Origin of the sequence: Spirillospora sp. NPDC048819, from assembly GCF_040650055.1 — a bacterium.
Classification (GTDB): domain Bacteria; phylum Actinomycetota; class Actinomycetes; order Streptosporangiales; family Streptosporangiaceae; genus Spirillospora.
Window position 1 is genome coordinate 213,319 of record NZ_JBEZGN010000001.1, and the last position, 25,595, is coordinate 238,913.

The 25,595-nt window shown below is 70.6% G+C and carries 21 protein-coding genes; 6 read left to right on the forward strand and 15 right to left on the reverse strand.

The window, feature by feature from the left end:
* Positions 1–8: 8 nt before the first annotated feature.
* Positions 9–1,766: an IS200/IS605 family accessory protein TnpB-related protein gene (locus AB0C35_RS01130; protein WP_358449118.1), complete on the reverse strand. Its 1,758-nt coding sequence runs from the start codon at positions 1,764–1,766 to the stop codon at positions 9–11.
* Positions 1,767–2,053: 287 nt separating this feature from the next.
* On the opposite strand from AB0C35_RS01130, the gene AB0C35_RS01135 reads away from it, so the two are divergent.
* The 6 genes from AB0C35_RS01135 (at position 2,054) to AB0C35_RS01160 (ending at position 8,883) form a co-directional block, all read left to right on the forward strand.
* On the forward strand, positions 2,054–2,902 hold the full coding sequence (locus AB0C35_RS01135) for a hypothetical protein (RefSeq protein WP_358449120.1): 849 nt from the start codon (positions 2,054–2,056) through the stop codon (positions 2,900–2,902).
* Positions 2,899–4,605, forward strand: coding sequence for a prenyltransferase/squalene oxidase repeat-containing protein (locus AB0C35_RS01140; RefSeq protein WP_358449122.1), 1,707 nt, complete (start codon positions 2,899–2,901; stop codon positions 4,603–4,605). Before AB0C35_RS01135 ends, AB0C35_RS01140 begins: the two co-directional genes overlap by 4 nt.
* Positions 4,606–4,924: 319 nt before the next feature.
* On the forward strand, positions 4,925–7,429 hold the full coding sequence (locus AB0C35_RS01145; protein ID WP_358449124.1) for a nitrate- and nitrite sensing domain-containing protein: 2,505 nt from the start codon (positions 4,925–4,927) through the stop codon (positions 7,427–7,429).
* On the forward strand, positions 7,426–7,851 hold the full coding sequence (locus AB0C35_RS01150; RefSeq protein WP_358449126.1) for a roadblock/LC7 domain-containing protein: 426 nt from the start codon (positions 7,426–7,428) through the stop codon (positions 7,849–7,851). Before AB0C35_RS01145 ends, AB0C35_RS01150 begins: the two co-directional genes overlap by 4 nt.
* Positions 7,848–8,273: a DUF742 domain-containing protein gene (locus AB0C35_RS01155; protein WP_358449128.1), complete on the forward strand. Its 426-nt coding sequence runs from the start codon at positions 7,848–7,850 to the stop codon at positions 8,271–8,273. Before AB0C35_RS01150 ends, AB0C35_RS01155 begins: the two co-directional genes overlap by 4 nt.
* Before the next feature lie 22 nt (positions 8,274–8,295).
* Positions 8,296–8,883, forward strand: a complete 588-nt coding sequence (locus AB0C35_RS01160; RefSeq protein ID WP_358449130.1) for an ATP/GTP-binding protein — start codon at positions 8,296–8,298, stop codon at positions 8,881–8,883.
* Between the two features lie 73 nt (positions 8,884–8,956).
* Here the strand turns inward: AB0C35_RS01160 and AB0C35_RS01165 are convergent, their stop codons facing one another.
* The 14 genes from AB0C35_RS01165 to AB0C35_RS01230 all read right to left on the reverse strand — a co-directional run bounded on the left by AB0C35_RS01165 (position 8,957) and on the right by AB0C35_RS01230 (position 25,594).
* Positions 8,957–9,874, reverse strand: a complete 918-nt coding sequence (locus AB0C35_RS01165) for a polyprenyl synthetase family protein (RefSeq protein ID WP_358449839.1) — start codon at positions 9,872–9,874, stop codon at positions 8,957–8,959.
* Positions 9,875–10,007: 133 nt separating this feature from the next.
* A complete protein-coding gene (gene nuoN, locus AB0C35_RS01170) occupies positions 10,008–11,603 on the reverse strand; it encodes an NADH-quinone oxidoreductase subunit NuoN (RefSeq protein WP_358449132.1) in 1,596 nt (531 codons plus the stop codon).
* Positions 11,600–13,180 (reverse strand): NADH-quinone oxidoreductase subunit M, encoded by a 1,581-nt coding sequence (locus tag AB0C35_RS01175; RefSeq protein WP_358449134.1) that lies wholly within the window; start codon positions 13,178–13,180, stop codon positions 11,600–11,602. Before AB0C35_RS01175 ends, nuoN begins: the two co-directional genes overlap by 4 nt.
* Positions 13,181–13,250: 70 nt before the next feature.
* Complete coding sequence (gene nuoL, locus AB0C35_RS01180; RefSeq protein WP_358449136.1) at positions 13,251–15,167, reverse strand: NADH-quinone oxidoreductase subunit L; 1,917 nt, start codon at positions 15,165–15,167, stop codon at positions 13,251–13,253.
* A 9-nt stretch (positions 15,168–15,176) separates the two neighbouring features.
* Positions 15,177–15,476, reverse strand: coding sequence for an NADH-quinone oxidoreductase subunit NuoK (gene nuoK / locus AB0C35_RS01185; protein ID WP_358449138.1), 300 nt, complete (start codon positions 15,474–15,476; stop codon positions 15,177–15,179).
* The gene (locus tag AB0C35_RS01190; RefSeq protein WP_358449140.1) at positions 15,473–16,402 is read right to left on the reverse strand and encodes an NADH-quinone oxidoreductase subunit J; all 930 of its coding nucleotides are present in this window, start codon (positions 16,400–16,402) and stop codon (positions 15,473–15,475) included. Before AB0C35_RS01190 ends, nuoK begins: the two co-directional genes overlap by 4 nt.
* Positions 16,399–17,061: an NADH-quinone oxidoreductase subunit NuoI gene (gene nuoI / locus AB0C35_RS01195; RefSeq protein ID WP_358449142.1), complete on the reverse strand. Its 663-nt coding sequence runs from the start codon at positions 17,059–17,061 to the stop codon at positions 16,399–16,401. The genes AB0C35_RS01190 and nuoI overlap by 4 nt, the downstream gene beginning before the upstream one ends.
* The gene (gene nuoH / locus AB0C35_RS01200; RefSeq protein WP_358449144.1) at positions 17,048–18,382 is read right to left on the reverse strand and encodes an NADH-quinone oxidoreductase subunit NuoH; all 1,335 of its coding nucleotides are present in this window, start codon (positions 18,380–18,382) and stop codon (positions 17,048–17,050) included. The genes nuoI and nuoH overlap by 14 nt, the downstream gene beginning before the upstream one ends.
* Positions 18,379–20,859: an NADH-quinone oxidoreductase subunit G gene (locus AB0C35_RS01205; protein WP_358449146.1), complete on the reverse strand. Its 2,481-nt coding sequence runs from the start codon at positions 20,857–20,859 to the stop codon at positions 18,379–18,381. Before AB0C35_RS01205 ends, nuoH begins: the two co-directional genes overlap by 4 nt.
* Positions 20,856–22,154, reverse strand: a complete 1,299-nt coding sequence (gene nuoF, locus AB0C35_RS01210) for an NADH-quinone oxidoreductase subunit NuoF (protein WP_358449148.1) — start codon at positions 22,152–22,154, stop codon at positions 20,856–20,858. Before nuoF ends, AB0C35_RS01205 begins: the two co-directional genes overlap by 4 nt.
* Positions 22,151–22,930 (reverse strand): NADH-quinone oxidoreductase subunit NuoE, encoded by a 780-nt coding sequence (nuoE, locus tag AB0C35_RS01215; protein WP_358449150.1) that lies wholly within the window; start codon positions 22,928–22,930, stop codon positions 22,151–22,153. The genes nuoF and nuoE overlap by 4 nt, the downstream gene beginning before the upstream one ends.
* Positions 22,927–24,273, reverse strand: a complete 1,347-nt coding sequence (locus tag AB0C35_RS01220) for an NADH-quinone oxidoreductase subunit D (RefSeq protein ID WP_358449152.1) — start codon at positions 24,271–24,273, stop codon at positions 22,927–22,929. The genes nuoE and AB0C35_RS01220 overlap by 4 nt, the downstream gene beginning before the upstream one ends.
* Positions 24,270–25,049, reverse strand: a complete 780-nt coding sequence (locus tag AB0C35_RS01225; protein ID WP_358449154.1) for an NADH-quinone oxidoreductase subunit C — start codon at positions 25,047–25,049, stop codon at positions 24,270–24,272. Before AB0C35_RS01225 ends, AB0C35_RS01220 begins: the two co-directional genes overlap by 4 nt.
* Positions 25,049–25,594, reverse strand: a complete 546-nt coding sequence (locus AB0C35_RS01230) for an NADH-quinone oxidoreductase subunit B family protein (protein ID WP_358449156.1) — start codon at positions 25,592–25,594, stop codon at positions 25,049–25,051. Before AB0C35_RS01230 ends, AB0C35_RS01225 begins: the two co-directional genes overlap by 1 nt.
* Position 25,595: the final 1 nt, after the last annotated feature.

Below are 25,595 nucleotides of genomic sequence, written 5' to 3' on the forward strand. Positions count from 1 at the left end.
GACCGTTCCTAAACAGTGTCCAGGAGTGAGTTTTGTACCCACGTCCCGGTACTGCGCGCATCCCGAACGGTCTTGGATGCGCTGGTCCCCCGCGTTCGCCGTTTTGTCCTGGTCCGGCGACGTGCATCATGTGCACGGTCCGTGACGGGTGGGCGGGTTCCCTCACGCCCCCGAACGCCGCGATCGGCCTGGACGGTCCGATGCCCACGACGATCACTCTGGTCGTGGTGGGGCGGTGTCGTCCGTCGCCGGATCGGATGTCCGAGGGCGCGCCTGCCAATCGCCACCGAGGCGGCGTCATGGCGGGTCATCTGACGGTTCTTGCCGGTAAGGGGTTTGCGCCAGTGCTGGTCGCCCCACATCGAGGTGTAGGCCGGGTCGACCGCGACGATCGCCAGGCCGGCCTCGGCGGCCATCGAGGTCAGCCGCGCCTTAAGTTTCCCGGTGGGGAAGCCGGAGATCAGTTGCCGGAATCGCTTGCGGCGGCCGTGTTTCTCCCGGGTCTTTGCCCCCGCGAAGTCCAGGTCCTCGATGGCGATGGCGATGACGCCGCAGCGGCGGGCCCAGTGCAGCAGCCCGGTGATGGCGTGCCGGACCTGCGCGTCCCGGTGGCCGCTGGCCCCGGTCAGGTCGTAGTCGAACCGCTGGGGGTCGCCGATGGGGTTGCCGTGGGTGTCGAGGTGGTAGGCGGCCAGGTGATCGGCGTTGGTGTCGACCCCGACCATGCCGCGGGCGCGGGCGGTCTCGAGCGGGATCGCCTGGACGGCGGGGCGTTGCCAGGACGCGGTGAGGTACCAGCGGCCCCGGCCGGTGTCGTGGTGGATGCGGTAGGCCACCGCCCGGTCGGCTCCGATGCGGTCGGCCCACTCGGCGCCCCGGTGCGCGAAGGCGATGCGGGAGGTCAGGAGGTAGCGGCCGTGTGGGGCGTTGGCCAGATGCGCCAGTGGTGCGGGCAGCCTGACCGACACTTCGCCGTCGGGGGTGACGCGGATGGTCTGGTTGCCGTACCGCTTGCCCGACTCGCCATCGGCCTGGAAAAACCATCGCCCGGCTTCCCATCCTGCCCGCCACTGGTCTTCGGTGAGCCCGGCGTCCTCCAGGTGGTGGCGGTTGTTCAGCAGGCGCTTGCCGCCGCGCACCACGTGCACCTTCCCTGCGTCCCAGTCGGCCTGCTCGCGGGCGAGGCGGTCTTTGAGGGTGTGCAGGCGGCGGGACTTGTGAAACCACTCCCTGCGAGACCGGTATCCGCCCGGCGCGCGCCGGGTGCCTTTCTGGCCGACCGGGACCGACAGCCGCTGCTCGACGGCGGCGATCCCAGCTTCCAGGCTGTTCAGGTGGGCGAGGTCGCAGCGGCGGGCCAGGGCCCACTGGTCGTGGGTGGCCTTGGTGATCGACCCGGCCCACCGCGCCGACGACTCACCGGTCAACTCCCGCTTACGGGCCGCCCACTGGTCGGCGTCGTGCGCCGTCCCGGCCTCGCACCGGGCCTTGAGGTCACGGCCGGCCAGCGACCCCAGATGCGCACCCACTTCACCCAACACCCACTCATCGTCGGCGGTCAGACCTTTGAGGCGGGCTCGGACCGCCACCCCCGACGGTCCGGCGGCCACGAACGGTGCACTGATCGGCCGTATCGACTGCATCGGCGGTGGCGGCTCGTCTGGCCCGGCGGCCGGTCTCAACTCGTCGCCGACGTCGTCTGCGCCGGGGTGGGCGGGCGTCGCAGGGTCGGCGTCCGCTTCACCGTCGACGACAGATTGCGACATGACAGAGACTGTAAGTCACTTTCTTCGAACACGCAATCGACATCCCGCACGCCGACACTCCGCCACCCCCGCAACATGTCGTCACGGCCACCAGCACGCAGCGAACCGAGCGTCTTGCATCACTCGTTCCGCCAGTTCCACAATCACCACCCCGAATCACTCATGAACGGCTACGGGCACTCATGAACACTCAACCGCCAACTGTTGCGGACCCCCCTGATCCGTCCTCCCCGCACACGGATCTCTCGCGAACGGCCTCCCGGAGCACGGGCGCTCTGGAATCGGGCATGATCTGCGCCGTCGCCGGCCAGTCGCAGCGGCAGATGGCCGCCTGGGCCGCCGACCATCCCGCGCTGTACAACGCGAAGGCGTTCGACCCGGCGCTGTTCAGCACGCTCGCGCTGGCGGCGGCGTTCAGCGGCCCCGGGCTGAGTGCCGGGCAACTGCGGATGGCGAACCGGGTGTGCGTGTGGTGCTTCGGCCTCGACTGGCTGATCGACTACACCGCGTCGTCCCACGCCGAGGTGACCGGCCTCGTGCGCAGGTGCGCCGCGGTCGCGGACGGCGCGGACCCCGGGAGCGGCACGCCCGCCGAGGAGGAGCTGGCGCGGTTCCTCGCCGGCATCCGCGGTGAGCTGGAGGCCGAGCCCGCCTATTCCGTGCTCGGGGACGTCTGGCGGGACGAACTCCAGCGGGTCCTGGACGCGATGGCCCTCGAATGGGACTGGAAGGCGGTGCGGGAGAAGGGCGGCCCCTCACCGACGTTCGAGGAGTATCTGGCGAACGCGGACAATCTGGGGTTCTCGTTCGTGTTCGCCTCGCACTGGATCGCGTCCGGTGGCGGCGGGAACGTTCCCGTGGTGCGGGAGGCGAGCCGGGCCGTCCAGCGGGTGATCCGGCTGCTGAACGACCTCGGCACCTATGAGCGCGACCTCCGGTGGGGCGATCTGAACGGCCTGCTGCTCGACCGGACGCGCGGCGAGGTCGAGGAACGGATCGGGGAACTGACGAGCGAGGCCCGGGCGCTGCTCCGGGACGCCGCTGACGACGTACCCGAGCTGGCGGAGTACATGGAACGGCAGATGGACTTCTGCGCCGGCTTCTACGGAGTGACCGACTTCTGGGGCCAGCTGTGAGCATCGACGACCGTCCTGTCCTGACCACCGCCGCCCGGTCTCTGGGCCGCTGGCCCGCGAGGGGCGCCCGGCCACGCCACGATGATCTGGTCGCGGCCGCCCGCGACCTCGTCGGCGGGCTGGTCGAGCATCCCTGGGGCCAGGTATCGCCCTCGGTGTACGAGACGGGCCGGCTCGTGACGTTCGCCCCATGGCTGAGCGGCCACGACCGGCGGATCGCGCACCTGCTGGAGACGCAGCGGCCGGACGGCACGTGGGGCGCCCCCGACGACGGGTACGCACTCGTCCCCACTCTGAGCGCGGTGGAGGCCCTGCTCTCGCAGCTCACCGGCGCGAACCAGGCGGGACGCGGGGGCGGCGCCATCGGCAGCGGATGGCTGGTGCGGTCGGCCGACCTCGGGCTGCGGGCGGTCTCCGCGCGGATGTGCGGGCCGGCCGCGTCCTCGATCGACCTGCCGGACCTGCCCGCGATCGAGCTGATCGCCCCGGCCCTGACCGAACGGATCAACGCCTCGCTGGGACGGCTGCGCGACCGTCCCGTACCCGGCCTCGGCGCGTGGGCGGGACGTGAGCTCGGCCCGCCGGCGGGGATGGACGGCGCCAAGCTGGAGTTCGTGCGGGCACTGCTCGAATCCGGGGCGGACGTGCCGCAGAAGCTGATGCACGCGCTGGAGATCGCCGGGGAGCGGGCGGCCGGGCTGCCGAGGCTGGTCCCGGAGCGGACCGGGACGATCGGCGCCTCCCCCGCGGCGGCCGCGGCGTGGCTGGGCGCGCGGGAGCCGGACGACCCGAGCAACCCCGCGCGCTGGTACCTGGAGGCGGTGGTCGCGCAGCACGGCGGCCCGGTGCCGTGCGGCTTCCCGCTCACGGTGTTCGAGCGCGGCTGGGTGCTGGCGTGGCTGGCCCGCGCCGGCGTCCCCGTCGCCGTCCCGCCGCGGCTCGTCCTCAGCCTGACGGCGCCGCTCGGCCCGGCGGGCACCCCGGCGGCGGACGGGCTGCCGGCGGACGCCGACACCACGGCGGGTGCGCTGTACGCGCTGGCGCTGCTCGGTGCGCCGCACCGGCCCGACCCGCTGTACGCGTACGAACTGGACACCCACTTCTGCACGTGGCAGGGCGAGGACGGCGCGTCGATCACGACGAACGCGCACGTGCTGGAGGCGTTCGGGCAGTACCTCCGGTCCACGCCCGGCCGCGACGCGGACGTCGGGCGCTACGCCGCGACCGCGGCGAAGACGGCGGGCTGGCTGCGCGGGGAGCAGCGGGCGGACGGAAGCTGGTCGGACCGCTGGCACGCGTCGCCGCACTACGCGACGGCGTGCAGCGCCATCGCGCTGGCCGGGTTCGGCGGGACGGAGTCCGCCGCGGCGGTCGACGCGGCCCGGCGCTGGGTCTTCGACACGCAGCGGCCGGACGGCTCGTGGGGCCGCTGGGAGGGCACGGCGGAGGAGACCGCCTACGCGGTCCAACTCCTCCTGCTGACGGGAACGAAGCCGGACCTCGACGTCCAGGAGGCCGTCGCACAGGCCGTTCCCGCCCTGCTCGGCTCGCTGACCAGCGCGGACGACGGCGACGGGGACGGACCGGCGCTATGGCATGACAAGGATCTCTACAGGCCGTCGGCGGTCGTCCGGGCGGCGGTGCTGGCGGCGCTCTATCTGGCCCGCACCGCGTCCGCGATGCGGCCCGCCGCGGGTCCGTGATTCGCTGAGGTGAATTTCGCCACACCGGGTTGACCCGGCACTCCCCTCAAATGCGACAAAGTTCCTCCCCGTTGACGATTCACCTTGAGGGGTTATGGTCATGTTGCTAGTCTTCTACGCCGTATGGAACGGCGGCTAGCCGTCGCCCTTGCATCCACCACACCGTGCCACCCGCCCCGGAAAATCGGACAGAAGCGGGTTGCGCGCCAATTCACATATTGTTGGGGCGATAGTAATGCGCTTCCGCAACTCGCGCCTGAGAACCAAGATCACGGCCCTGTTGCTTTCCCTCACGGCACTCTGGGTTTTCGCGGCCTGGGTGACCCTGCGAGAGGGCGTCAATCTGCTCACCGTCAGCACGCTGGACAGCGCCCTCGCGGAGCCGACCGACCCGTTGCTGGCCGATCTGCAGCGGGAGCGCAGGCTGTCGATGATCCAGCTGGCCAAGCCCAGCGGCACCGCACAGTCGGAGCTGAACGCGCAGCGCGCCGAGACCGACAAGACGCGCGCGGAGGCGGTCCGGCTCGCGCGCGGCGGCAACGTCGGCCTGTTCGGCAGCGCGACCCTCGAACGGCGCGTGGACGACATGCTCGACCGGCTGAAGAGCGTGGACCAGACGCGGCGCTCGGTCGACGGCGGGGCGACCGACCGGGCCCGGATCGCCGGTCAATATTCCGAGGTCGTCGAGTCCATTTTCCGCGTCTACGATTCGCTCGCGACGCTGGACGACAAGGATTTCGCCCGCGACACCCGCACGCTCCTCGAGCTCAACCGCATGTGGGAACTGCTTTCCCAGGAGGACGCCCTGATGGCGGGCTCCCTCGCGGTCGGCCACATCACCCAGACCGAGCTCATCACGTTCACCCAGACGGTCGGAACGCGGCGGCGCAACACCGCGCAGTCACTCGTCACCATTCGGGACTCAGACCAAATCCTCTATAAGGGTCTGACAGAAAACGCGAAGCTGAGCCAGATCCAGACGCTCGAAGACGAGATCATGCAGGGCCGCCGGGCCCCGGCCTCGACGTCGAACTCGACGTCGAACCGCACCTCGACGCGCCCCTCGGTGACCTTCGACCGGTGGAACACCGCGGCCGAGCCCGCCCTGGCGGAGATGCGCCACCAGATCCAGTCGTCCGGCAACCGGCTGGTCGAGCGCGCCAAGCCGATCGCCGCCGGCGTGATCGTCCGGCTGCTGCTCGCCGGTGGCCTCGGCCTGCTCGCGGTCATCGCGTCCATCATCGTGTCGATCACCACCGCTCGCGCCCTGGTCAGGCAGCTGGAACGGCTGCGCGCCGCCGCCTGGGACCTGGCCGAGCAGCGCCTGCCCGGCGTCGTCGAGCGGCTCGGGCACGGCGAGAAGGTGGACGTCGCCCTCGAAGCCCCGCCGCTGCGGTTCGGCGCCGACGAGATCGGGCAGGTGGGACGCGCGTTCAACGCCGTCCAGGAGACCGCGATCCGCACCGCCGTCGAGCAGGCCGAACTGCGCCGCGGCATCCGGGACGTCCTGCTGAGCCTGGCCCGCCGCACGCAGACCCTCGTGCACCGGCAGCTCACCATGCTGGACACCATGGAGCGCCGCCGCGACATCGAGGTCAAGGAGCTGGAGGAGCTGTTCCGGCTCGACCACCTCGCGACCCGGATGCGGCGCAACGCCGAGAACCTCATCGTGCTGTCCGGCGCGCTGCCCGCCCGCGGCTGGCGCAACTCCGTCCCGATGGTCGACGTCGTCCGCGCCGCGGTCGGCGAGGTCGAGGACTACACCCGCGTGACCGTCCTGCCGTTCGCCCCGGTCGAACTGGCCGGACGCGCGGTCGGCGACCTCACCCACCTGCTCGCCGAGCTGATCGAGAACGCCGTGTCGTTCTCCCCGCCCGACACCGTCGTGCAGATCGGCGGGCACCTCGTCGCCAGCGGCTTCGCCATCGACGTCGAGGACCGCGGGCTCGGCATGACCGACGACAAGCTCAACGAGATCAACGCCCGGATCGCCGACCCGCCCGACTTCAACCTGCAGAGCTCCGTCCAGCTCGGCCTGTTCGTGGTCAGCAAGCTCGCCGAGCGGTACAACGTGCAGGTCTCGCTGAAGCGCTCCGCCTACGGCGGCACCACCGCCGTCGTCGTCATCCCCCGCGACCTGATCGTCGAGCAGGGCCCGGCGCCCGTGGCACCCGCCGCGACCGCCGCCACCACCACCCAGAACGGCTTGCAGGTGCGCCAGCCGAGCGCGGTCGGCGCCGCGGCGGGCGGACGTCCCGCTTCGCCGGACGCGGCCGCGCGCGACTCCCGGCCGTCCGGGGCGACGGCGACGCTGTCCGCCTCGCCCACGGGCCCGCAGCCCACGGGGCCCTCCTTGGTGGCGGTGCCCCAGCCCCCCTCCGAGCCCGCCTCCGCGCCCACCCCGCGCCCGGCTGAGCCCCCGGGCTCCGACGCCCCCGAGACGGTGCGGCCCGCGCGACACGACGCCGTCCCCGCGGACGGGACCCGCTCCCACGAGGAACCCGCCTCCGACGGCGGCGGGGACCTCGAAACCATCGAGCCGGAGGATCAGCCACCCGTGCCCGAAATCTCCACGACACCATCCGGCCTCCCCGTCCGCGTGCCGCAGGCGAACCTGGCAGAGCCCCTGCGCGCCGACGAGCAGGCCCCCGCCGCGGAGCCGGAGGAGGAGCAGGACGACCCCGGCCGCTCCCCCGAGGAGATCCAGCGGATCATGGGCTCCTACCAGCGCGGTACGCGGCAGGGCCGCTCCGACGCCGCGCAGGCGGGCCGGCACGGCGGTTCCCCCGGCACCAACGCAGCGGAAGGCGAGGAAGATCAGTGACGCAGAAGGCCGGTTCCACATCCGATCTGGGCTGGTTGCTGGACGATCTGGTGCGCCGGCTGCCGCACACCCGCACCGCCGTCATGCTGTCGGCGGACGGCCTGCTGATGGCGTCCTCCGACGGCATCTCCCAGGACGACGGTGAGCATCTCGCCGCCGTCGCCGCCGGCATCCAGAGCCTCGCGAAGGGCGCCGGCACCCGCTTCGGCGGCGGCCCCGTGCGGCAGACGATCGTCGAGATGCAGTCGGCGTTCATGCTGGTGACGGTGGCCGGCAAGGGCGCCTGCCTGGCCGTCCTCGCCGGCGAGGACGCCGACGTCGGCCTCATCGCCTACGAGATGGCCATGCTCGTCACGGCCATGGGCCACCACCTCACCTCGCCGTCGCGTTCGGAGTCCGCCGCGGAGGGCCGCCCGACATGATGCCCCCCGAAGACCCCCAGGACCACTGGGCGGACGATACGGCGACGCGTCCGCCCATCCACGACCGGCTGCTCGACGAGCACGCCGGCCCCATGGTGCGGCCGTACGTGATGACCAGCGGCCGCATGGAGCCGACCCGAGGCAAGTTCGACCTCATCACCCTGGTGGTGGCGGTCGGTCCCGAGCCGGAGGGCGCGATCGGTCTCGGCCCCGAGCACATGTCCATCATCAAGCTGTGCCAGTCGGTGATGTCGGTGGCCGAGATCACCGGCCACCTCGACCTTCCCGTCGCGACCGTGCGGGTGATGCTCGGGGACCTGCTCGACAAGGGGTTCGTCTCGATGCAGGAACCCGAACCGGAAGCGGACATGCACGACATCAGGCTCTACAAGGCGGTGATCGATGGTCTCCGGGCCCTCTAGCGCCGGGGGCGGACGACGCGACATGCGCGCCCGCAGGCTCCCCACGGCGGTGAAGATCGTGATCGCGGGCGGTTTCGGCGTCGGCAAGACCACGATGGTCGGCACGGTGTCCGAGACGCAGCCGCTGCGCACCGAAGAGGTCCTCACCGACAGAGGCGTCGGCGTCGACGACATCTCCGGCGTGGAACGCAAGGACACCACCACCGTCGCGATGGACTTCGGCCGCATCACGATGCGCGAGGACTACGTCCTGTACCTGTTCGGCACCCCCGGCCAGGAACGCTTCTGGTTCATGTGGGACGAGGTCGCCCTCGGCTCCCTCGGCGCCGTCGTCCTCGCCGACACCCGCCGGCTGTCGGACTGCTTCCCGTCGGTCGACTACTTCGAACGCCGCAACACCCCGTTCGTCGTCGCGGTCAACTGCTTCGAGGGCGCCAAGCGCTTCGACCTGGCGGAGATCCAGATGGCCCTCAATCTGGGCCCCAAGGTCCCCGTCATGCTCTGCGACGCCCGCAGCCTCGAATCGTGCAAGCAGGTCCTCATCGACCTCGTCCTGCACGCCATGAAGTCCCGCGGCCTCACCGAGGGCGCGGAACCACAGAAGGCGTAGAAGGCGAAGACGTGTGCGCCCCGCCGGTCGTCGACCGGCGGGGCGCACACGTCTTCGCGTCCTTGGGTGCGGGTCAGCCGGTTCTGGAGACGACGTAGTCGCAGAGGCCGGTGAAGGCGTCGCGGGCGGGGATGGCGGGGAGGGTGAGGAGTTCGGTGCGGGCGTCCTCGGCCCAGCGGCGCAGGTCGGTGCGGGCACGGTCCATCGCGGGATGGGCGCGCAGCAGGGTCAGGGCCTCGGCGTGGAGGGCGTCGTCGGAGAGGTCCTGGACGAGGAGTTCGCGGAGGCGGGCGTCGCCCGGGCCGGAGCCGATGCCCGCGAGGACGTGGTGCATCGGGAGGGTGCGGATGCCCTCGCGGAGGTCGGTGCCGGGCGTCTTGCCGGACTCCTCGGTCTCGGAGTCGATGTCGAGGATGTCGTCGGACAGCTGGAACGCGACGCCGATCTTCTCGCAGGCCGAGGTGATGGTGTGGACGACGTGGGAGGGCGCGCCGGACAGCAGCGCGCCGAAGTGGCCGGAGACGGCGATGAGCGACGCGGTCTTGTCGGCGACGACCTGGAGGTAGTGCTTGAGGGGGTCGGCGTCCGGGCCGGGGCCGACGGTCTCCTGGATCTGGCCGCGGACGAGCCGGGCGAACGCGCGGGCCTGGACGCGGACGGACTCGGGCCCGAGGTCGGCGAGCAGGTCGGACGCGCGGGCGAACAGGTAGTCGCCGGTGAGGATGGCGACGGTGTTCGTCCAGCGGGAGTTGGCGGACTCCTGGCCGCGGCGGACGGTGGCCTCGTCCATGACGTCGTCGTGGTAGAGGGTGCCGAGGTGGGTGAGCTCGACGACGACGGCGGCCTGGACGACGCCGGACGCGGCGGGGTCGCCGAAGTGGGAGGCGAGCAGCACCAGCATCGGCCGGAACCGCTTGCCGCCCGCTTCGACGAGGTGCTGCGAGGCCTCGGTGAGCAGCGCGTCCTCGCCACGGACGCAGTCCATGAGCATTTCCTCGACGGTGGCCAGGCGGCGCTTGGCGTCGGCCGCGAGGGCGGCGTCGACGGAAAGCCCGAACGGGCCGGTCTCCGCTACGGCCGGCCCGCCGGGCTTCTCAGCGAATGGGTGGCTCACCCAGGACTCCCTACCGGACGAACATGTCGGTCGTGGCTTGTCCCGCAAGGTCCAGAATGGGCTGTGGGAGCACGCCGAGTACCACAGTAGCCGTCACGCCGAGCGCGACCGCGACCGCGGTCGCCGGCCCGGCCACCACGACCGGCCCGTCGGGGTCGGGTTCGCTGAAGAACATGACGACGATCACACGGATGTAGAAGAACGCGGCGACGGCGGACGCGATGACGGCGACGACGACGAGCGGTGTCGCGCCCTCCTCGACGGCCGCCTTGAACACCGCGAACTTCCCGGTGAATCCGCTGGTGAGGGGGATGCCCGCGAACGCCAGCAGGAAGAAGGCGAACACGCCGGCGACGACCGGGGAGCGTTTGCCGAGCCCGGCCCACCGCGACAGGTGGCCCGCCTCGCCGCCCGCGTCCCGCACCATCGTGACGACGGCGAACGCGCCGACGGAGGCGAAGCCGTAGGCGAGCAGGTAGAACAGGGTGCTCGACAGGCCGTTCGGGGACGCGGCGATCACGCCGAGCAGCAGGAAGCCCGCGTGCGCGACCGAGGAGTAGGCCAGCATCCGCTTGATGTCGGTCTGGGTGATCGCGATGATCGACCCGGCGACCATTGTGAGAATGGCCACACCCCACATGAAGGGCTGCCAGTCCCATTCGAGGGTCTCGAACGCGACGTAGTAGACGCGGACGATCGCGCCGAACGCCGCCACGACGGTGCAGGACGCCATCAGCGCCGTGATCGGGGTGGGGGCGCCCTGGTAGACGTCCGGCTTCCACATGTGGAACGGGACGCCGCCGAGCTTGAACAGCAGCCCGACCGACAGCAGCGCGACGCCCGCGAGGAGCAGGGTCTCATTGCCGGCGTCCTTGCCGATCTGTGCGGAGATGTCCGACAGCCGCACCGACCCGGCGTACCCGTACAGCAGCGCCACCCCGTACAGGAAGAACGCCGAGGAGAACGCGCCGAGCAGGAAGTACTTGACCGCGGCCTCCTGGGACAGGAGGCGCCGCCGGCGGGCGAGCCCGCACAGCAGGTACAGCGGCAGCGACAGCACTTCCAGCGCCACGAACATCGTGAGCAGGTCGTTCGCGGCCGGGAACATGATCATGCCGCCGACGGCGAACATCATCAGCGGGAACACCTCGGTCTGGGTGACCCCCGCCTCGGTGGTGCGCTGCTCGGCCTCGCTGCCCGGCAGGGCGGACGCCTGCGGGGCGAAGTGCCCCTCGATGGCGCCGCCCCGGCCGTTGCCGCGCTCGGCGATCAGCAGGAGGCTGACCAGCGCCAGCACCAGGATGGTGCCCTGCAGGAACAGGGTGGGGCCGTCCACGCCGATCGCGCCTTCGGCGGCGACGTGGTGCGGGTTCTCGCGCCACCCCAGCACGATCGTCCAGGCGAAGGCGGCGCCGAGGCCGAGGAACGCGATCGGCACCTGCGTGGCCCAGCGCCGGCGCCGGCCGACGAACGCCTCGACGAGCACGCCGAGGAGGGCGGCGCCGAAGACCAGCAGCATCGGGGCGATCTGCCCGTATTCGATGTGCGGCGCGGGGATGTCACCCCCCTGCGCGAGGACCGCGCTCACCTGACTGCTGGTGCTCATGGACGGGCTCCGTTCTCGGCGACGTTACCGGTGATGTCCGGTACCGGGTCCTGCTTGTCGACCCGGGTCATGGTCTCCTTCACCGAAGGGTTGATCACGTGCAGCACCGGCTGCGGGAAGAAGCCCATCACCACGATGATCGCGATGATCGGTGAGATGACCCACTTCTCCCGGACGGACAGGTCCTTCAGGCCCGCGACGGCGGGCACGGCCGGGCCGCCCATGGTCCGCTGGTACATCCACAGGATGTAGACGGCGGCGAGGACGATCGCGATGACGGAGGCGATCGCGGCCCACTGGTAGCGGCTGAACGTGCCGACGATGACGAGGAACTCCGACACGAACGGCGACAGGCCGGGCAGCGACAGGCTCGACAGGCCGGCGATGAGGAACGTCCCGGCGAGGACGGGCGCCACCTTCTGCATCCCGCCGTAGTCGGAGATCCGCGCCGACCGCCGCCGGACGATCATGAACCCGACGATGAGGAACAGCGCGCCGGTGGAGAACCCGTGGTTCACCATGTACAGCGCCGCGCCCGACTGGGCCTGCGACGTCATCGCGAAGATGCCGAGCACGATGAACCCGAAGTGGGAGATCGACGTGTAGGCGATCAGCCGCTTCATGTCGACCTGCCCGATCGCGAGGATCGCACCGTAGATGATGCTGACGACCGCGAACACGAGCACGGCCGGAGTCGCCCACTTGGCCGCGCCGGGGAACAGCTCCAGGCAGAACCGGAGCATCCCGTACGTGCCGACCTTGTCCAGGACGCCGACGAGCAGCACGAGCGCGGGCGCCGGGGACTGCTGCGCCGCGTCCGGCAGCCAGGTGTGCACCGGCGCCATCGGCGCCTTGATCGCGAACGCGATGAAGAAGCCGAGGAACAGCCACTTCGCCGTCGTCGGGTCGATGTTCAGCTGCGTCAGCTCGTCGAACATGAACGTGCCGCGGCCGAGGCCGCCCTCGTCGGCCGACTTGGCCGACAGCGGGTACAGCCAGATGACCGCGACGAGCATCAGCAGCCCGCCGAACAGCGAGTACAGCAGGAACTTCACCGCTGCGTAGGAGCGCTGCGCGCCGCCGTAGGACCCGATGATGAAGTACATCGGGATGAGCAGCGCCTCGAAGAACACGTAGAAGACGAACACGTCGGTCGCCGCGAAGACGCCGATCATCGTCGCTTCGAGGGACAGCAGCAGCGCGAAGTAGGCCTTCACCGACCGCTTCGGCGGGACGTCCACGCCGCCGGACCGGTCGGCCTCGCCCCACGAGCCCAGGATGACCAGCGGGACGAGGATGACCGACAGCAGGATCAGCACCAGCGCGACACCGTCGACGCCGAGCGCCCAGTGGATCCCGAACTCCCTGATCCACCAGTACTTCTCTTCGAACTGGAAGCGCGGCCCGTTCGCGTCGAAGCCCGCCGTCATGACGCCGGCGAGGACCGCGACGGCGATGGAGACGCCGAGCGCGAACTGCTTGATCAGCGTCTCCCGCTCGCGCGGGATGACGACGAGCAGCAGCGCGCCCACCAGTGGCAGCGCGATGAGGACGCTCAGCCAGGGAAAGTCGCTCATGAAACGTTCACCACCAGGAGCGCGGCCACAACGAGCGCAGCTCCGGTCGGACACAGTATCGAGAGTGCGTTCACGAAACGTTCACCACCAACAGAGCGGCCACCACGAGCGCAGCGCCGAAGGTCATCGAGAGTGCGTAGGAACGGGCGTAGCCCGTCTGGACGCGGCGGAGCCGGCCGGACGTGCCGCCGATGCCCGCGGCCGTGCCGTTCACGGCGCCGTCGACGCCGCGGCCGTCGAACCAGACCGCGAGCCGGGTCAGCCACTGGCCGGGACGCATCAGCAGCGACTCGTTGAGCGCGTCGCCGTAGAGGTCCTTGCGGGCCGCGACGGTGACGAACGAGCCCTTGGGCGCCTCACGCGGCACCTTCCGGCTGCCGTACTGACGCCACGCGATGGCCGCCCCCAGGATCATCAGCACGACGGTCGCGATGCCGGGCGCGGTGATCCAGGCGAACTCGTGCTCGTGCTCGGGCACCCCGACGACCGGCTCCAGGAAGTGGCCGAACCCGCCGAGGATGAGGAACCCGCCCGCGGCGACCGAGCCGACCGCCAGCAGGAGCAGCGGCACCGTCATGACCTTGGGCGACTCGTGCGGGTGGGCGTCGTCCGCCCAGCGCTTCTCACCGAAGAACGTCATGAACATCACGCGCGACATGTAGTACGCGGTGATGCCGGCGCCGACCAGCGCGCACGCGCCGAGGATGTTCCCGTGCGCGCCGCCCTCGCTGAACGCCGCCTCGATGATGCCGTCCTTGGTGAACCAGCCGGACAGCCCCGGGAACCCGATGATCGCGAGGTAGCCGAGCCCGAACGTGGCGTAGGTGAGGACCATCATCGAGCGGAGCGCGCCGTAGTGGCGCATGTTCACGTCGTTCTTCATGCCGTGCATGACGGACCCGGCGCCGAGGAACAGGCCGGCCTTGAAGAAGCCGTGCGCGATGAGGTGCGCGATGGCGAAGACGTAGCCGGCCTTGCCGAGCCCGGCGGCCAGCGTCATGTAGCCGATCTGCGACATCGTCGAACCGGCGAGCGCCTTCTTGATGTCGTCCTTGGCGCACCCGATGATCGCACCGAAGAGCAGCGTGGCCGCCCCGACGATCGTCACCACCATCTGCGCGGTCTCGGACATCTCGAAGATCGGCCCGGTCCGGACGATCAGGTACACCCCGGCGGTCACCATCGTCGCCGCGTGGATGAGGGCCGACACGGGGGTCGGGCCCTCCATCGCGTCCAGCAGCCAGGACTGCAGCGGCAGCTGCGCCGACTTGCCGCACGCGCCGAGCAGGAGCAGCAGCCCGATCGCGGTGGCGGTCCCGGTGCTCAGCTGGGACGCCATGCCGACGTGCTCCGCGCCGCTGCCGAGGATCGGCTGGTAGTCGATGGTGCCGAACGTGGCGAAGATCAGCGCGATCGCGATGATCAGCCCCATGTCGCCGACGCGGTTGACGACGAACGCCTTCTTCGCCGCGGTCGCGGCGGTCGGCTTGTGCTGCCAGAACCCGATCAGCAGGTAGGAGGCGAGGCCCACGCCCTCCCAGCCGAGGAACATGATCAGGAAGTTGTCACCGAGCACCAGCAGCAGCATCGCCGCGACGAACAGGTTCAGGTAGGCGAAGAACTTGCGCCGCTCGGGGTCGTCGGCCATGTAGCCGACGGAGTAGACGTGGATGAGCGAGCCCACCCCGGTGATCAGCAGCACGAAGCTGATGGACAACGGGTCCACCAGCAGGTTCATGCCGACCTTGAACGCGCCGACGTCGATGAAGTCCCACAGGTGCTGGCTGCGGCGCCGCTCCTCGGCGCCGTATCCGAGCATCTGGACGAACATCGCGGCGCCGAGCGCGAACGAGGCGACCGACGTCGCGACGCCGAGCAGGTGCCCCCACTTGTCGGTGCGCCTCCCCCCGATCAGGAGGATCGCGGCGCCCGCGAGCGGGAGCGCGATGAGGAGCCAGGACGCGGCCTGGATGCCTTCCGCTTTCATCCCAGCCTCTCAGTACTTCAGCAGGTTCACGTCGTCCACCGACGAGGACCTGCGGGTCCGGAAGACGGTCATGATGATCGCCAGGCCCACCACGACCTCCGCGGCGGCCACCACCATCACGAAGAAGGCGATGATCTGACCGTCCAGGTTGCCGTGCATGCGGGAGAACGAGACGAACGCCAGGTTCGTCGCGTTCAGCATCAGTTCGATGGCCATGAACACCACGATCGCGTTGCGGCGCACGAGCACGCCGAGAGCGCCGATGGTGAACAGGATCGCCGAGAGCGCCAGGTAGTGCCCCGGACTCATTGACCAGCCTCGCCTTCACGTTCGTTGCCGCCCGCCCGGCCTCCGGCAATGCCGCCGGCGGCCTGCGTCCCGGACTTGACGACGCGCGACTCGGCGTCCGCGTCCTCGGCTTCATCGGTGACGGCCTTGACGTCCCGGACGTTGCGCTCGACCGCCTCTTCCGGGGTCGCGCCGTACAGGTCCCCGTGCCGCTCCGACGAGTCGACGCGGGCGGCGATGACCGGGTTGACCGACAGCTCCGACGGCGTCCCGTCGGGCAGCAGCGCCGGCATGTCGACCGCGTTGTGCCGGGCGTAGGTGCCGGGGCCCGGCAGCGGGCCCGGGTGGTCGCCGGACAGGAACCGTCCCTTGGACAGGTCCTTCTGCGTCGGCTTCGGCTCGGTGCGCTCCCGGTGCGCCAGCACCATCGCGCCCAGCGCCGCGGTGATCAGCAGGGCGCTGGTCGCCTCGAACGCGAACACGTACTTGGAGAACAGCAGCCGGGCCAGGCCGACGACGTTGCCCTCGGCGTTGGCCTGGTTCAGGCCCGCCGAGCCGCCGAGCGCCGCGTTCGCGAGACCGGCGCCCACCAGGGCGATGAACCCGATCACGGCGATCACCGCCCAGAAACGCTGACCCCGGATCGTCTCGACCAGCGAGTCCGTGGAACTCACCCCGACGAGCATCATCACGAACAGGAACAGCATCAGCACCGCGCCGGTGTAGACGATCACCTGCACGAACGCCAGGAACGGGGCGTTCTGGATCGCGTACAGCGCGGCGAGGGAGAGCATCACGGTCGCCAGCAGCAGCGCCGAGTGCACCGCCTTCCGCATGAAGATCATGCCGATGGCGGCGCCGACCGACACGATGGCCAGCAGCCAGAAGAAGAACGGCTCACCGGACTGCTTGTCGGCGACCTCCGCGGCGAGAATGTGGGCGTTCACTTGCCCTCACCCCGCTTACGGGACTTCTCGCGCCTGCCCGCCTTCTCGTCGCCCGCCTTCTCGTCGCGGGCGGCCTTCTCCTTCTCGACGGCCTGGTCGGCACTCGCCCGGCCGCCGCCCTCGGAGGGGACGGTCGGCGCCGCCTCCTCGGGCTGGAGGCCGAGGCGGTAGTAGTCCTCCTCGGTGTCGCCGAGCCGCATCTCGTGCGGCGGCGTCTCCATGCCCTCGCGCAGCGGCGCCAGCAGCATCTCCTTGGTGTAGATCAGGCTCTCGCGGCTGTCGTCGGCGAGCTCGTACTCGTTGGTCATCGTGAGCGCCCGCGTCGGGCACGCCTCGATGCACAGCCCGCACAGGATGCAGCGCAGATAGTTGATCTGGTAGATGCGGCCGTACCGCTCGCCGGGCGAGTAACGCTCGTCGGCGGTGTTGTCGGCGCCCTCGACGAAGATCGCGTCCGCAGGACACGCCCAGGCGCACAGCTCGCAGCCGATGCACTTCTCCAGACCGTCCGGCCACCGGTTGAGCTGGTGCCGCCCGTGGAAGCGCGGGGCGGTCGGCTTCTTCACCTCGGGGTACTGAACGGTCTCGCTCTTCATGAAAATCTGGTGGAACGAGACCCCGAACCCCTTCACCGGGTTCAGGAAATCAGTGAGTCCCACTGGTGACCTCCTCAGGAGGGGTTTTCAACTTGGAAGCCCCGGCCGGGCCGCCGCGGTAGTGGGGCGCGTCCATCGGCGGCACCGGGAACCCGCCGGCGGCCGCGTCGGGCCTGCCGCCCGCGCCCGCTCCCGCACCCGGCACGATCTCCTTCTCGTCCTCGCCGCCCCGGACCATCTCCCAGAGCACCGTGGCCACCAGCACCACCGCCGCCGCCACCGCGGCGACGATCACGATCTGCCGCATGTCGTAGCCGTCGTTGCGCAGCGCGCGGATGGTGCCGACCAGCAGGATCCAGCCGAGCGAGAAGGGCGTCAGCACCTTCCAGCCGAGCTTCATCAGCTGGTCGTAGCGCACACGCGGCAGCGTGCCGCGCAGCCAGATGAAGAAGAAGATGAACATGAGCACCTTGGCCAGGAACCACAGCACCGGCCACCAGCCGGAGTTGGCTCCCGCCCACACCGTGGAGATCGGCGCGGGAGCGCGCCAGCCGCCGAGGAACAGCGTCGTGGCGAGCGCCGACAGCGTCGCGAGGTTGATGTACTCCGCGAGGAAGAACATCGCGAACTTCAGCGACGAGTACTCGGTGTGGAAACCGCCGACCAGCTCGCCCTCGCCCTCGGGCAGGTCGAACGGGATGCGGTTCGACTCCCCCATCATCGTGATCACGTACACGATGAAGGACGGCGCCAGCAGGATCGCGAACCACTTGTCCTGCTGCGCGGCGACGATCTCCGAGGTGGACATCGAGCCGGCGAACATGAACACCGCCACGAACGACAGCGCCATCGCGATCTCGTAGGAGATCACCTGCGCGGACGAGCGCAGCCCGCCGAGCAGCGAGTACGGCGACATCGACGACCAGCCGGCCAGCACGATCCCGTACACGCCCATCGACGCCATCGCCAGCACCAGCAGCACCGCGACCGGCAGGTCGGTGCCCTGCAGCGGCGTCTGGTGCCCGAAGATCGACACCGTCGGCCCGAACGGGATGATGGCGAACGAGATGAACGCCGGCACCGCCGCCATGACCGGTGCCAGGACGAATACGACCTTGTCGACCTGGCGGGGGACGATGTCCTCCTTCAGCGCCAGCTTGACGCCGTCGGCGAGGCCCTGCAGCAGGCCGAACGGGCCCGCGCGGTTCGGGCCGACGCGCAACTGCATCCGGCCGATGACGCGCCGCTCGAACCACATCGTCAGCAGCACCGTGACGACCAGGAACACGAAGATGACGAGGACCTTGCCGCCGATCAGCCACCACGGGTCCGAGCCGAAGTCCTTCAGCGTCGGATCCGCCGGCGCCGCCGCGAGCGGGCTCATTTGCTGCCTCCAGCGTTCTCGTCAGGAGCCTGCGCGGCCGTCGCGCCCGCGAGCACCCCGCTCGCGATCTTGACGACGCCGCCCGCCACCGCGCCCAGGTCCCGGTACAGCGCGCAGCCGGCCGAGTTGGTCGGCAGCCACACCACCCGGTCGGGCATGTCGGCGGTCACCTCCAGCGGGAGCGTGACCTCGCCGCGCGCCGCCGACACCGTCACCGCGCCGGTCGCGCCGATCTCCGCCGCCGTCGCCGGCGACAGCCGGGCGACCGCGGCCTTGGCGGTGCCCGCGAGGAACGGCTCGCCGTCCTGGAGCCGACCGCGGTCCAGCAGCAGCCGCCACGTCGCCACCAGCGCCTCACCCTGCCCCGGGTGCGGCGGCAGCTCCTGCGCCGCGTCCGGCGCGTCGGGACGCACACCGCGGTAGGCGCCGAGTTCGGTCAGCTCGCGGCGCGCCGCCTCCGGGCCGGGCAGCCCGAGGTGGACGTCCATCTCGTCGGCGAGGGCGTCCAGGACCCGCAGGTCCGACATCCGCCCGGACGACTTGAGCACGACGTCGAACGGGCGGCCGCGGCCCTCCCAGTCGACGAACGTGCCGGACTTCTCCGCGACCGCCGCGACCGGCAGGACGACGTCGGCGCGGTCGGTGACCGCGCTCGGCCGCTGCTCCAGGCTCACCACGAAATCGGTGGCGTCCAGGGCCCGCAGCATCGCGTCCGGGTCGGGCATGTCGTAGGGGTCGACGCCGCCGACGAGCAGCGCCCCGCGCCGCCCCTCGGCCGCGGCCGCGACGATGCCGCCGGCGTCCTCGCCCGGCCCGGACGGCAGTTCGGCGACGCCCCAGAGGCGGGCGACCTCCGCCCGCGCGGCCGGGTCGGTCACCGGGCGGCCGATCGGCAGCAGCCCGGGCAGCGCCCCGGCCTCGATCGCGCCGCGCTCCCCGGCCCGGCGCGGCACCCACGCCAGCCGGGCGCCGGTCACCTGCGCCAGCCGGACCGCCGCCGTCAGCGCGCCGGGGCTGCCTGCGAGCCGCTCGCCGACCAGGATCACCGCTCCGGGCGTCTCCATCAGCGTCCGGATGTCGGACCGGTCGGCGTCGCCGATCAGCGCGCCGAGCGTCTCGGCCTCCGCGCCGGGAGCCGTCGGCAGAAGCGTGCCGCCGACCTTCTCCAGCCCGCGGGTCGCGAACGGCGCGACGGCGTACACCTTCAGCGCGTTCTTGCGGTGCGCCTTGCGGAGCCGCAGGAACACGATCGGCGACTCCTCCTCCGGCTCGAAGCCGGCCAGGAGCACTGCCGCCGCCTTCTCCAGGTCGGCGTAGGACACCTCGATCGAGCGTCCCGCGACCGACGAGGCGAGGAACCGCGTCTCCTCGTCCGACAGCGGCCGGGCCCGGAAGTCGACGTCGTTGGTGCCGAGCGCGATCCGGGCGAACTTGGCGTAGGCGTAGGCGTCCTCAAGGGTGACGCGCCCGCCGGTCAGGACGCCGGCGCGGCCGCGCGCCGCCGCGAGGCCCTCCGCCGCGAGGGTGAGCGCCTCCGGCCACGACGCCGGTTCGAGCTCGCCGTCCTCGTTGCGGACGAGCGGGTGCGTGAGCCGTTCCGGCTGCGTCCCGTAGGTGAACGCCCAGCGGCCCTTGTCGCAGTTCCACTCCTCGTTGACGTGCGGGTCGTCGCCGGCCAGCCGCCGCGTCACCTTGCCGCGCCGGTGGTCGGTCCGGATCGCGCAGCCGGACGCGCAGTGCTCGCAGACGCTCGGCGTCGACACCAGGTCGAACGGGCGGGACCGGAACCGGTAGGCGGTGCCGGTGAGCGCTCCCACCGGGCAGATCTGCACGGTGTTGCCGGAGAAGTAGGACTGGAACGGCCGGTCCTCGGCGATCCCGACCTCTTCCTTCGCGCCGCGCTCGAACAGGTCGATGAACGCGTCGCCGGCGATCTGCTCGGAGAACCGGGTGCAGCGCGTGCACTGGATGCAGCGCTCCCGGTCCAGCAGCACCTGGCTGGACAGCGGAAGCGGCTTCGGCCACGTCCGCTTGGTCTCCACGAACCGCGTCTCGCCGCGCCCGTGCGACATCGCCTGGTTCTGCAGCGGGCACTCGCCGCCCTTGTCGCAGACGGGGCAGTCCAGCGGGTGGTTGATGAGCAGGAACTCCATGATGCCGTGCTGGGCCTTGTCGGCCACCGGCGAGGTGAGCTGGGTCTGGACGACCATGCCCGGCATCACGGGGGTGGTGCAGGACGCCTGCGGCTTCGGCATCCCGCGGCCGTTGCCGGCGTCGGGGATCTCCACCAGGCACTGCCGGCACGCCCCGATCGGTTCGAGCAGCGGATGCTCGCAGAACCGCGGGATCTGGATGCCGAGCAGCTCGGCGGCCCTGATGATCAGCGTGCCCTTAGGCACCTCGATCTCGAAGCCGTCGATGGTGCAGGAGACCATCTCGACCTTCTCCACCGCCGACTTGTCGTCGGTGACGGTCACTTGGCACCTCCCCAGAGGGTGGACTTGGCCGGGTCGAACGGGCAGCCGCCCTGCTCGAAGTGCTGGAGGTACTCGTCCCGGAACAGCTTGATGGACGACACGACCGGGCTGGTGGCGCCGTCGCCGAGGGCGCAGAACGCGCGGCCGAGGATGTTGTCGGAGATGTCCAGCAGGGTCTCCAGGTCCTCCTCGGTGCCCTGCCCGGCCTCCAGCCGCTTGATCATCAGCTTGTACCAGTAGGTGCCCTCACGGCACGGCGTGCACTTGCCGCACGACTCGTGCGCGTAGAACTCCGACCAGCGCAGCACCGCCCGGACGACGCAGGTCGTCTCGTCGAAGATCTGCAGCGCCCGGGTGCCGAGCATCGACCCGGCGGCGCCGACGGACTCGAAGTCCAGCGGCACGTCCAGGTGCTCGTCGGTGAAGATCGGCGTGGACGACCCGCCGGGCGTCCAGAACTTCAGCCGGTGCCCCTCGCGGACGCCGCCCGCCATGTCGAGCAGTTCCCGCAGCGTGATCCCCAGCGGCGCCTCGTACTGGCCGGGCCGCGTGACGTGCCCGGACAGCGAGAAGATCCCGAAACCCTGGGACTTCTCGGTGCCCATCGCGGCGAACCACTCCGGGCCGTTGCCGATGATCGAGGGAACCGACGCGATCGACTCCACGTTGTTGATGACAGTGGGCCCGCCGTACAGGCCCGCGACCGCCGGGAAGGGGGGCTTCAGCCTGGGCTGGCCGCGGAACCCCTCAAGGGAGTCCAGCAGCGCCGTCTCCTCGCCGCAGATGTAGGCCCCGGCGCCGCTGTGGACGACGACGTCCAGGTCGTAGCCGGACCCGAGGATGTCCTTGCCGAGGTAACCGGCCTCGTACGCCTCCGCCACCGCCTGGTGCAGGCGGCGGATCACGTGCAGCACCTCGCCGCGCACGTAGATGAACGCGAGGTTCGACTTGATCGCGAACGAACTGATGACGACGCCCTCGATGAGCACGTGCGGGTTGGCCATCATCAGCGGGATGTCCTTGCACGTGCCCGGCTCGGACTCGTCGGCGTTCACCACCAGGTAGCGCGGGTTCGGGCTGCTCGGCGGCAGGAACCCCCACTTCATCCCGGTGGGGAAGCCCGCGCCGCCGCGGCCGCGGAGCCCGGAGTCCTTGACCGCCTGGACGATGTCGTCCGGCTCCATGCCGAACGCCTTGCGCAGCGCCTTGTAGCCGCCCTCGCGCTCGTAGCCCTCGCGGGTGAACGAATCGGCCTGGTCCCAGTTCCTGGTGAGGATCGGGGTCAGCGTGGTCACTTGTTCCGCCCCTCCTGGCTGCCGGGCTTCGCCTCGCCCGGGATCGGCTTGCCCGGCTCGTGCGGCGGTTCGGCGATCTGCTCCGGCTTCACCGGTTCGTCCGGCCGCTCACGGTCGACGTCCGCCCGCGGGGCCGCCCACCCGCGCTCCTGCGCGAGCTTCAGGCCGCGCAGCGACTCCGGCCCCGCCTGGACGCCCTCACCGGCGCGCCCGTCGGGGAACCCCGCCAGCACCCGGGATGCCTCCCTCCACGTGGCCAGGTTCTCCGCGCCGCGCGAAGGCAGGACCCGCTCGCCCGACCGCAGGTCGTCGACGAGCTTCTTGGCCTTCTCGGGAGTCATGTTGTCGAAGAACTCCCAGTTGACCATCATCACCGGCGCGAAGTCGCAGGCCGCGTTGCACTCGATCCGCTCAAGGCTGACCTTGCCGTCCGCGGTGGCCTCGTCGTGCCCGACCCCCGCGTGCTCGCTCAGCTCGTCCCAGATCTGGTCGCCGCCCATGATCGCGCACAGCGTGTTGGTGCACACACCGACGTGGTACTCCCCGACCGGCGCCTGCTTGTACTGCGTGTAGAACGTCACGACGCCCGTCACCTGCGCCGGCGTGATGCCGAGCAGCTCCGCGCAGAACTCGATGCCGTCCTGCGTGACCTGCCCCTCCTCCGACTGCACCAGGTGCAGCATCGGCAGCAGCGCCGACCGCGGCCGCGGATAACGGCCGATGATCAGCTTTGCGTCACGTTCCAGACGTTCACGAACCTCCGGCTCGTACGTCATCGGTCCACACCTCCCATGACCGGGTCGAGGCTCGCCACCGCGGCGATGATGTCGGCGATCATGCCGCCCTCGGACATCGCGGGCACGGCCTGCAGGTTGACGAAGGACGGGTCGCGGAAGTGGGCGCGGAACGGGCGGGTGCCGCCGTCGCTGACCACGTGCGCGGCCAGCTCGCCGCGCGGCGACTCGATCGGCACGTACGCCTGCCCGGCCGGGACCCGGAAGCCCTCGGTCACCAGCTTGAAGTGGTGGATCAGCGCCTCCATCGAGGTGCCCATGATGTGCGCGATGTGCCGGGGCGAGTTGCCCAGGCCGTCGGCGCCCATCGCCAGCTGCGCCGGCCAGCCGATCTTCTTGTCCTCGATCATCACGGGGCCCTTGGCGGTCTGCAGCCGGTCCAGGCACTGCTCGACGATCTTCAGCGACTGCTCCATCTCGTCCATCCGGACGAGGTAGCGCCCGTACACGTCGGACGTGTCCTGTGTCGCGACCTCGAAATCGTAGGTCTCATAGCCGCAGTACGGCTGCGACTTGCGCAGGTCCCACGGCAGCCCGGTCGCGCGGAGCACGGGGCCGGTGATGCCGAGGGCCATGCAGCCGGTCAGGTCCAGGTACGCGACGTCCTTCGTCCGCGCCAGGAAGACCGGGTTCGCGTCCAGGAGCTTGCGCAGCGCCTGGATCCGCTTCGGCATCCGGTCGAGATAGTCGCGGATCTTGCTGGTCGCGCCGCTGGGCAGGTCCTGCGACACGCCGCCGGGGCGGATGTAGGCGTGGTTCATGCGCAGCCCGGTGATCTCCTCGAACAGATCGAGGGTGTACTCGCGCTCGATGAACCCGTTGAGCATCACCGTGGTCGCGCCGAGTTCGAGGCCGAACGTCGCGATCGCCACCAGATGCGAGGAGATCCGGTTCAGCTCCATCATCATCACGCGGATGATCTGCGCCCGCTCCGGCACCTGGTCGGTGATGCCGAGCAGCCTCTCCACGCTCAGGCAGTACGCCGTCTCGTTGAAGAGCGGAGCCAGGTAGTCCATCCGGGTGCAGAACGTGGTGCCCTGCGTCCAGGTGCGGAACTCCATGTTCTTCTCGATGCCGGTGTGCAGGTACCCGATGTTCACCCGGGCCTCGGTCACCGTCTCACCGTCGAGCGTGAGGATCAGCCGGAGCACGCCGTGCGTGGACGGGTGCTGCGGGCCCATGTTGATGACGAGCCGCTCGTCGCCCGCGTCGTCGGCGCCGGCGACGACCTGGTCCCAGTCCTGCCCGCCGACGTCGAAGACCTTGCCTTCGGCCGCCTCCTCCGCGGCGTAGGCGTCGTATTCGGTGTACTTCGTGGAACTCATACGTACGACCTCCGCTCGTCGGGTGGCGGGATCTCCGCTCCGCGGTACTCGACGGGGATGCCGCCGAGAGGGTAGTCCTTGCGCTGCGGATGGCCGACCCAGTCGTCGGGCATCTCGATGCGCGTGAGCGCGGGGTGGCCGTCGTAGACGATCCCGAAGAAGTCGTAGGTCTCGCGCTCGTGCCAGTCGCTCGTCGGGTAGACCGGCACCAGGGACGGCACGTGCGGGTCGGCGTCCGGGCAGGTCGCCTCCAGCCGGACGCGCCGGTTGTGCGTGATCGACAGCAGGTGCGTGACGGAGTGCAGCTCCGCGCCCTCGTCCTTCGGGTAGTGGACGCCCGACACGCCCGAGCACAGCTCGAAGCGCAGGGCCGGGTCGTCCCGCATGGTCTGCGCCACCTCGCGCAGGTGTTCGCGCTTGACGAAGAACGTCAGCTCACCGCGGTCGATGACGACCCGCTCGATCGCGTCGCCGAAGTCGGGCCCCGCCTTCTCGGGGGACGACCCCGGACCCCGGAGGGCCCTTTCCAGCTCGTCAGCGATCTCGTCGAACTCGCCGGGCTCGGCGGCGCCGCCGGGCCCGCCGTACGGGCGCGTCGCGGACACCTTCGGGCTCTGCCGGACGACCAGCCCGCCGTAGCCGGACGTGTCGCCGGTCGTCTTCGCGCCGAACATGCCCTTGCGGACGACCGGCTGCTCCCGGCGCTCCTCCTCGGTGTGCGCGGGCAGCTGGTCGGCGCTCTGCGCGGCCCTCTGCTCGGGGTGTTCGGAACTCATCAGGCCCCCTGTCCGAGCAGCGGCAGCCGGCGGCGACTGGCCTCTTCCAGCTCGGCGATCTGCTTCTGGCGCTGCGGCCCGAGCTTGGTGTTCTGGATCTGGTCGTGCAGCTTGACGATCGCGTCCAGCAGCATCTCCGGACGCGGCGGGCAGCCCGGCAGGTAGACGTCCACCGGGACGATGTGGTCGACGCCCTGCACGATCGCGTAATTGTTGAACATGCCGCCGGACGATGCGCACACGCCCATCGCGATGACCCACTTCGGCTCGGTCATCTGGTCATAGATCTGCCGCAGCACCGGGGCCATCTTCTGGCTCACCCGGCCGGCGACGATCATCAGGTCGGCCTGCCGCGGCGTCGCCGAGGCGCGTTCCATGCCCCACCGGGAAAAGTCGTGCCGGGGGTCGCCCGCCGCCATCATCTCGATCGCGCAGCAGGCCAGGCCGAACGTCGCCGGCCACACCGAGCTCTTGCGCGCCCACCCGGCGACCTGCTCGACCGTGGTCAGCAGGAAGCCGCTGGGAAGCTTCTCCTCAATACCCATG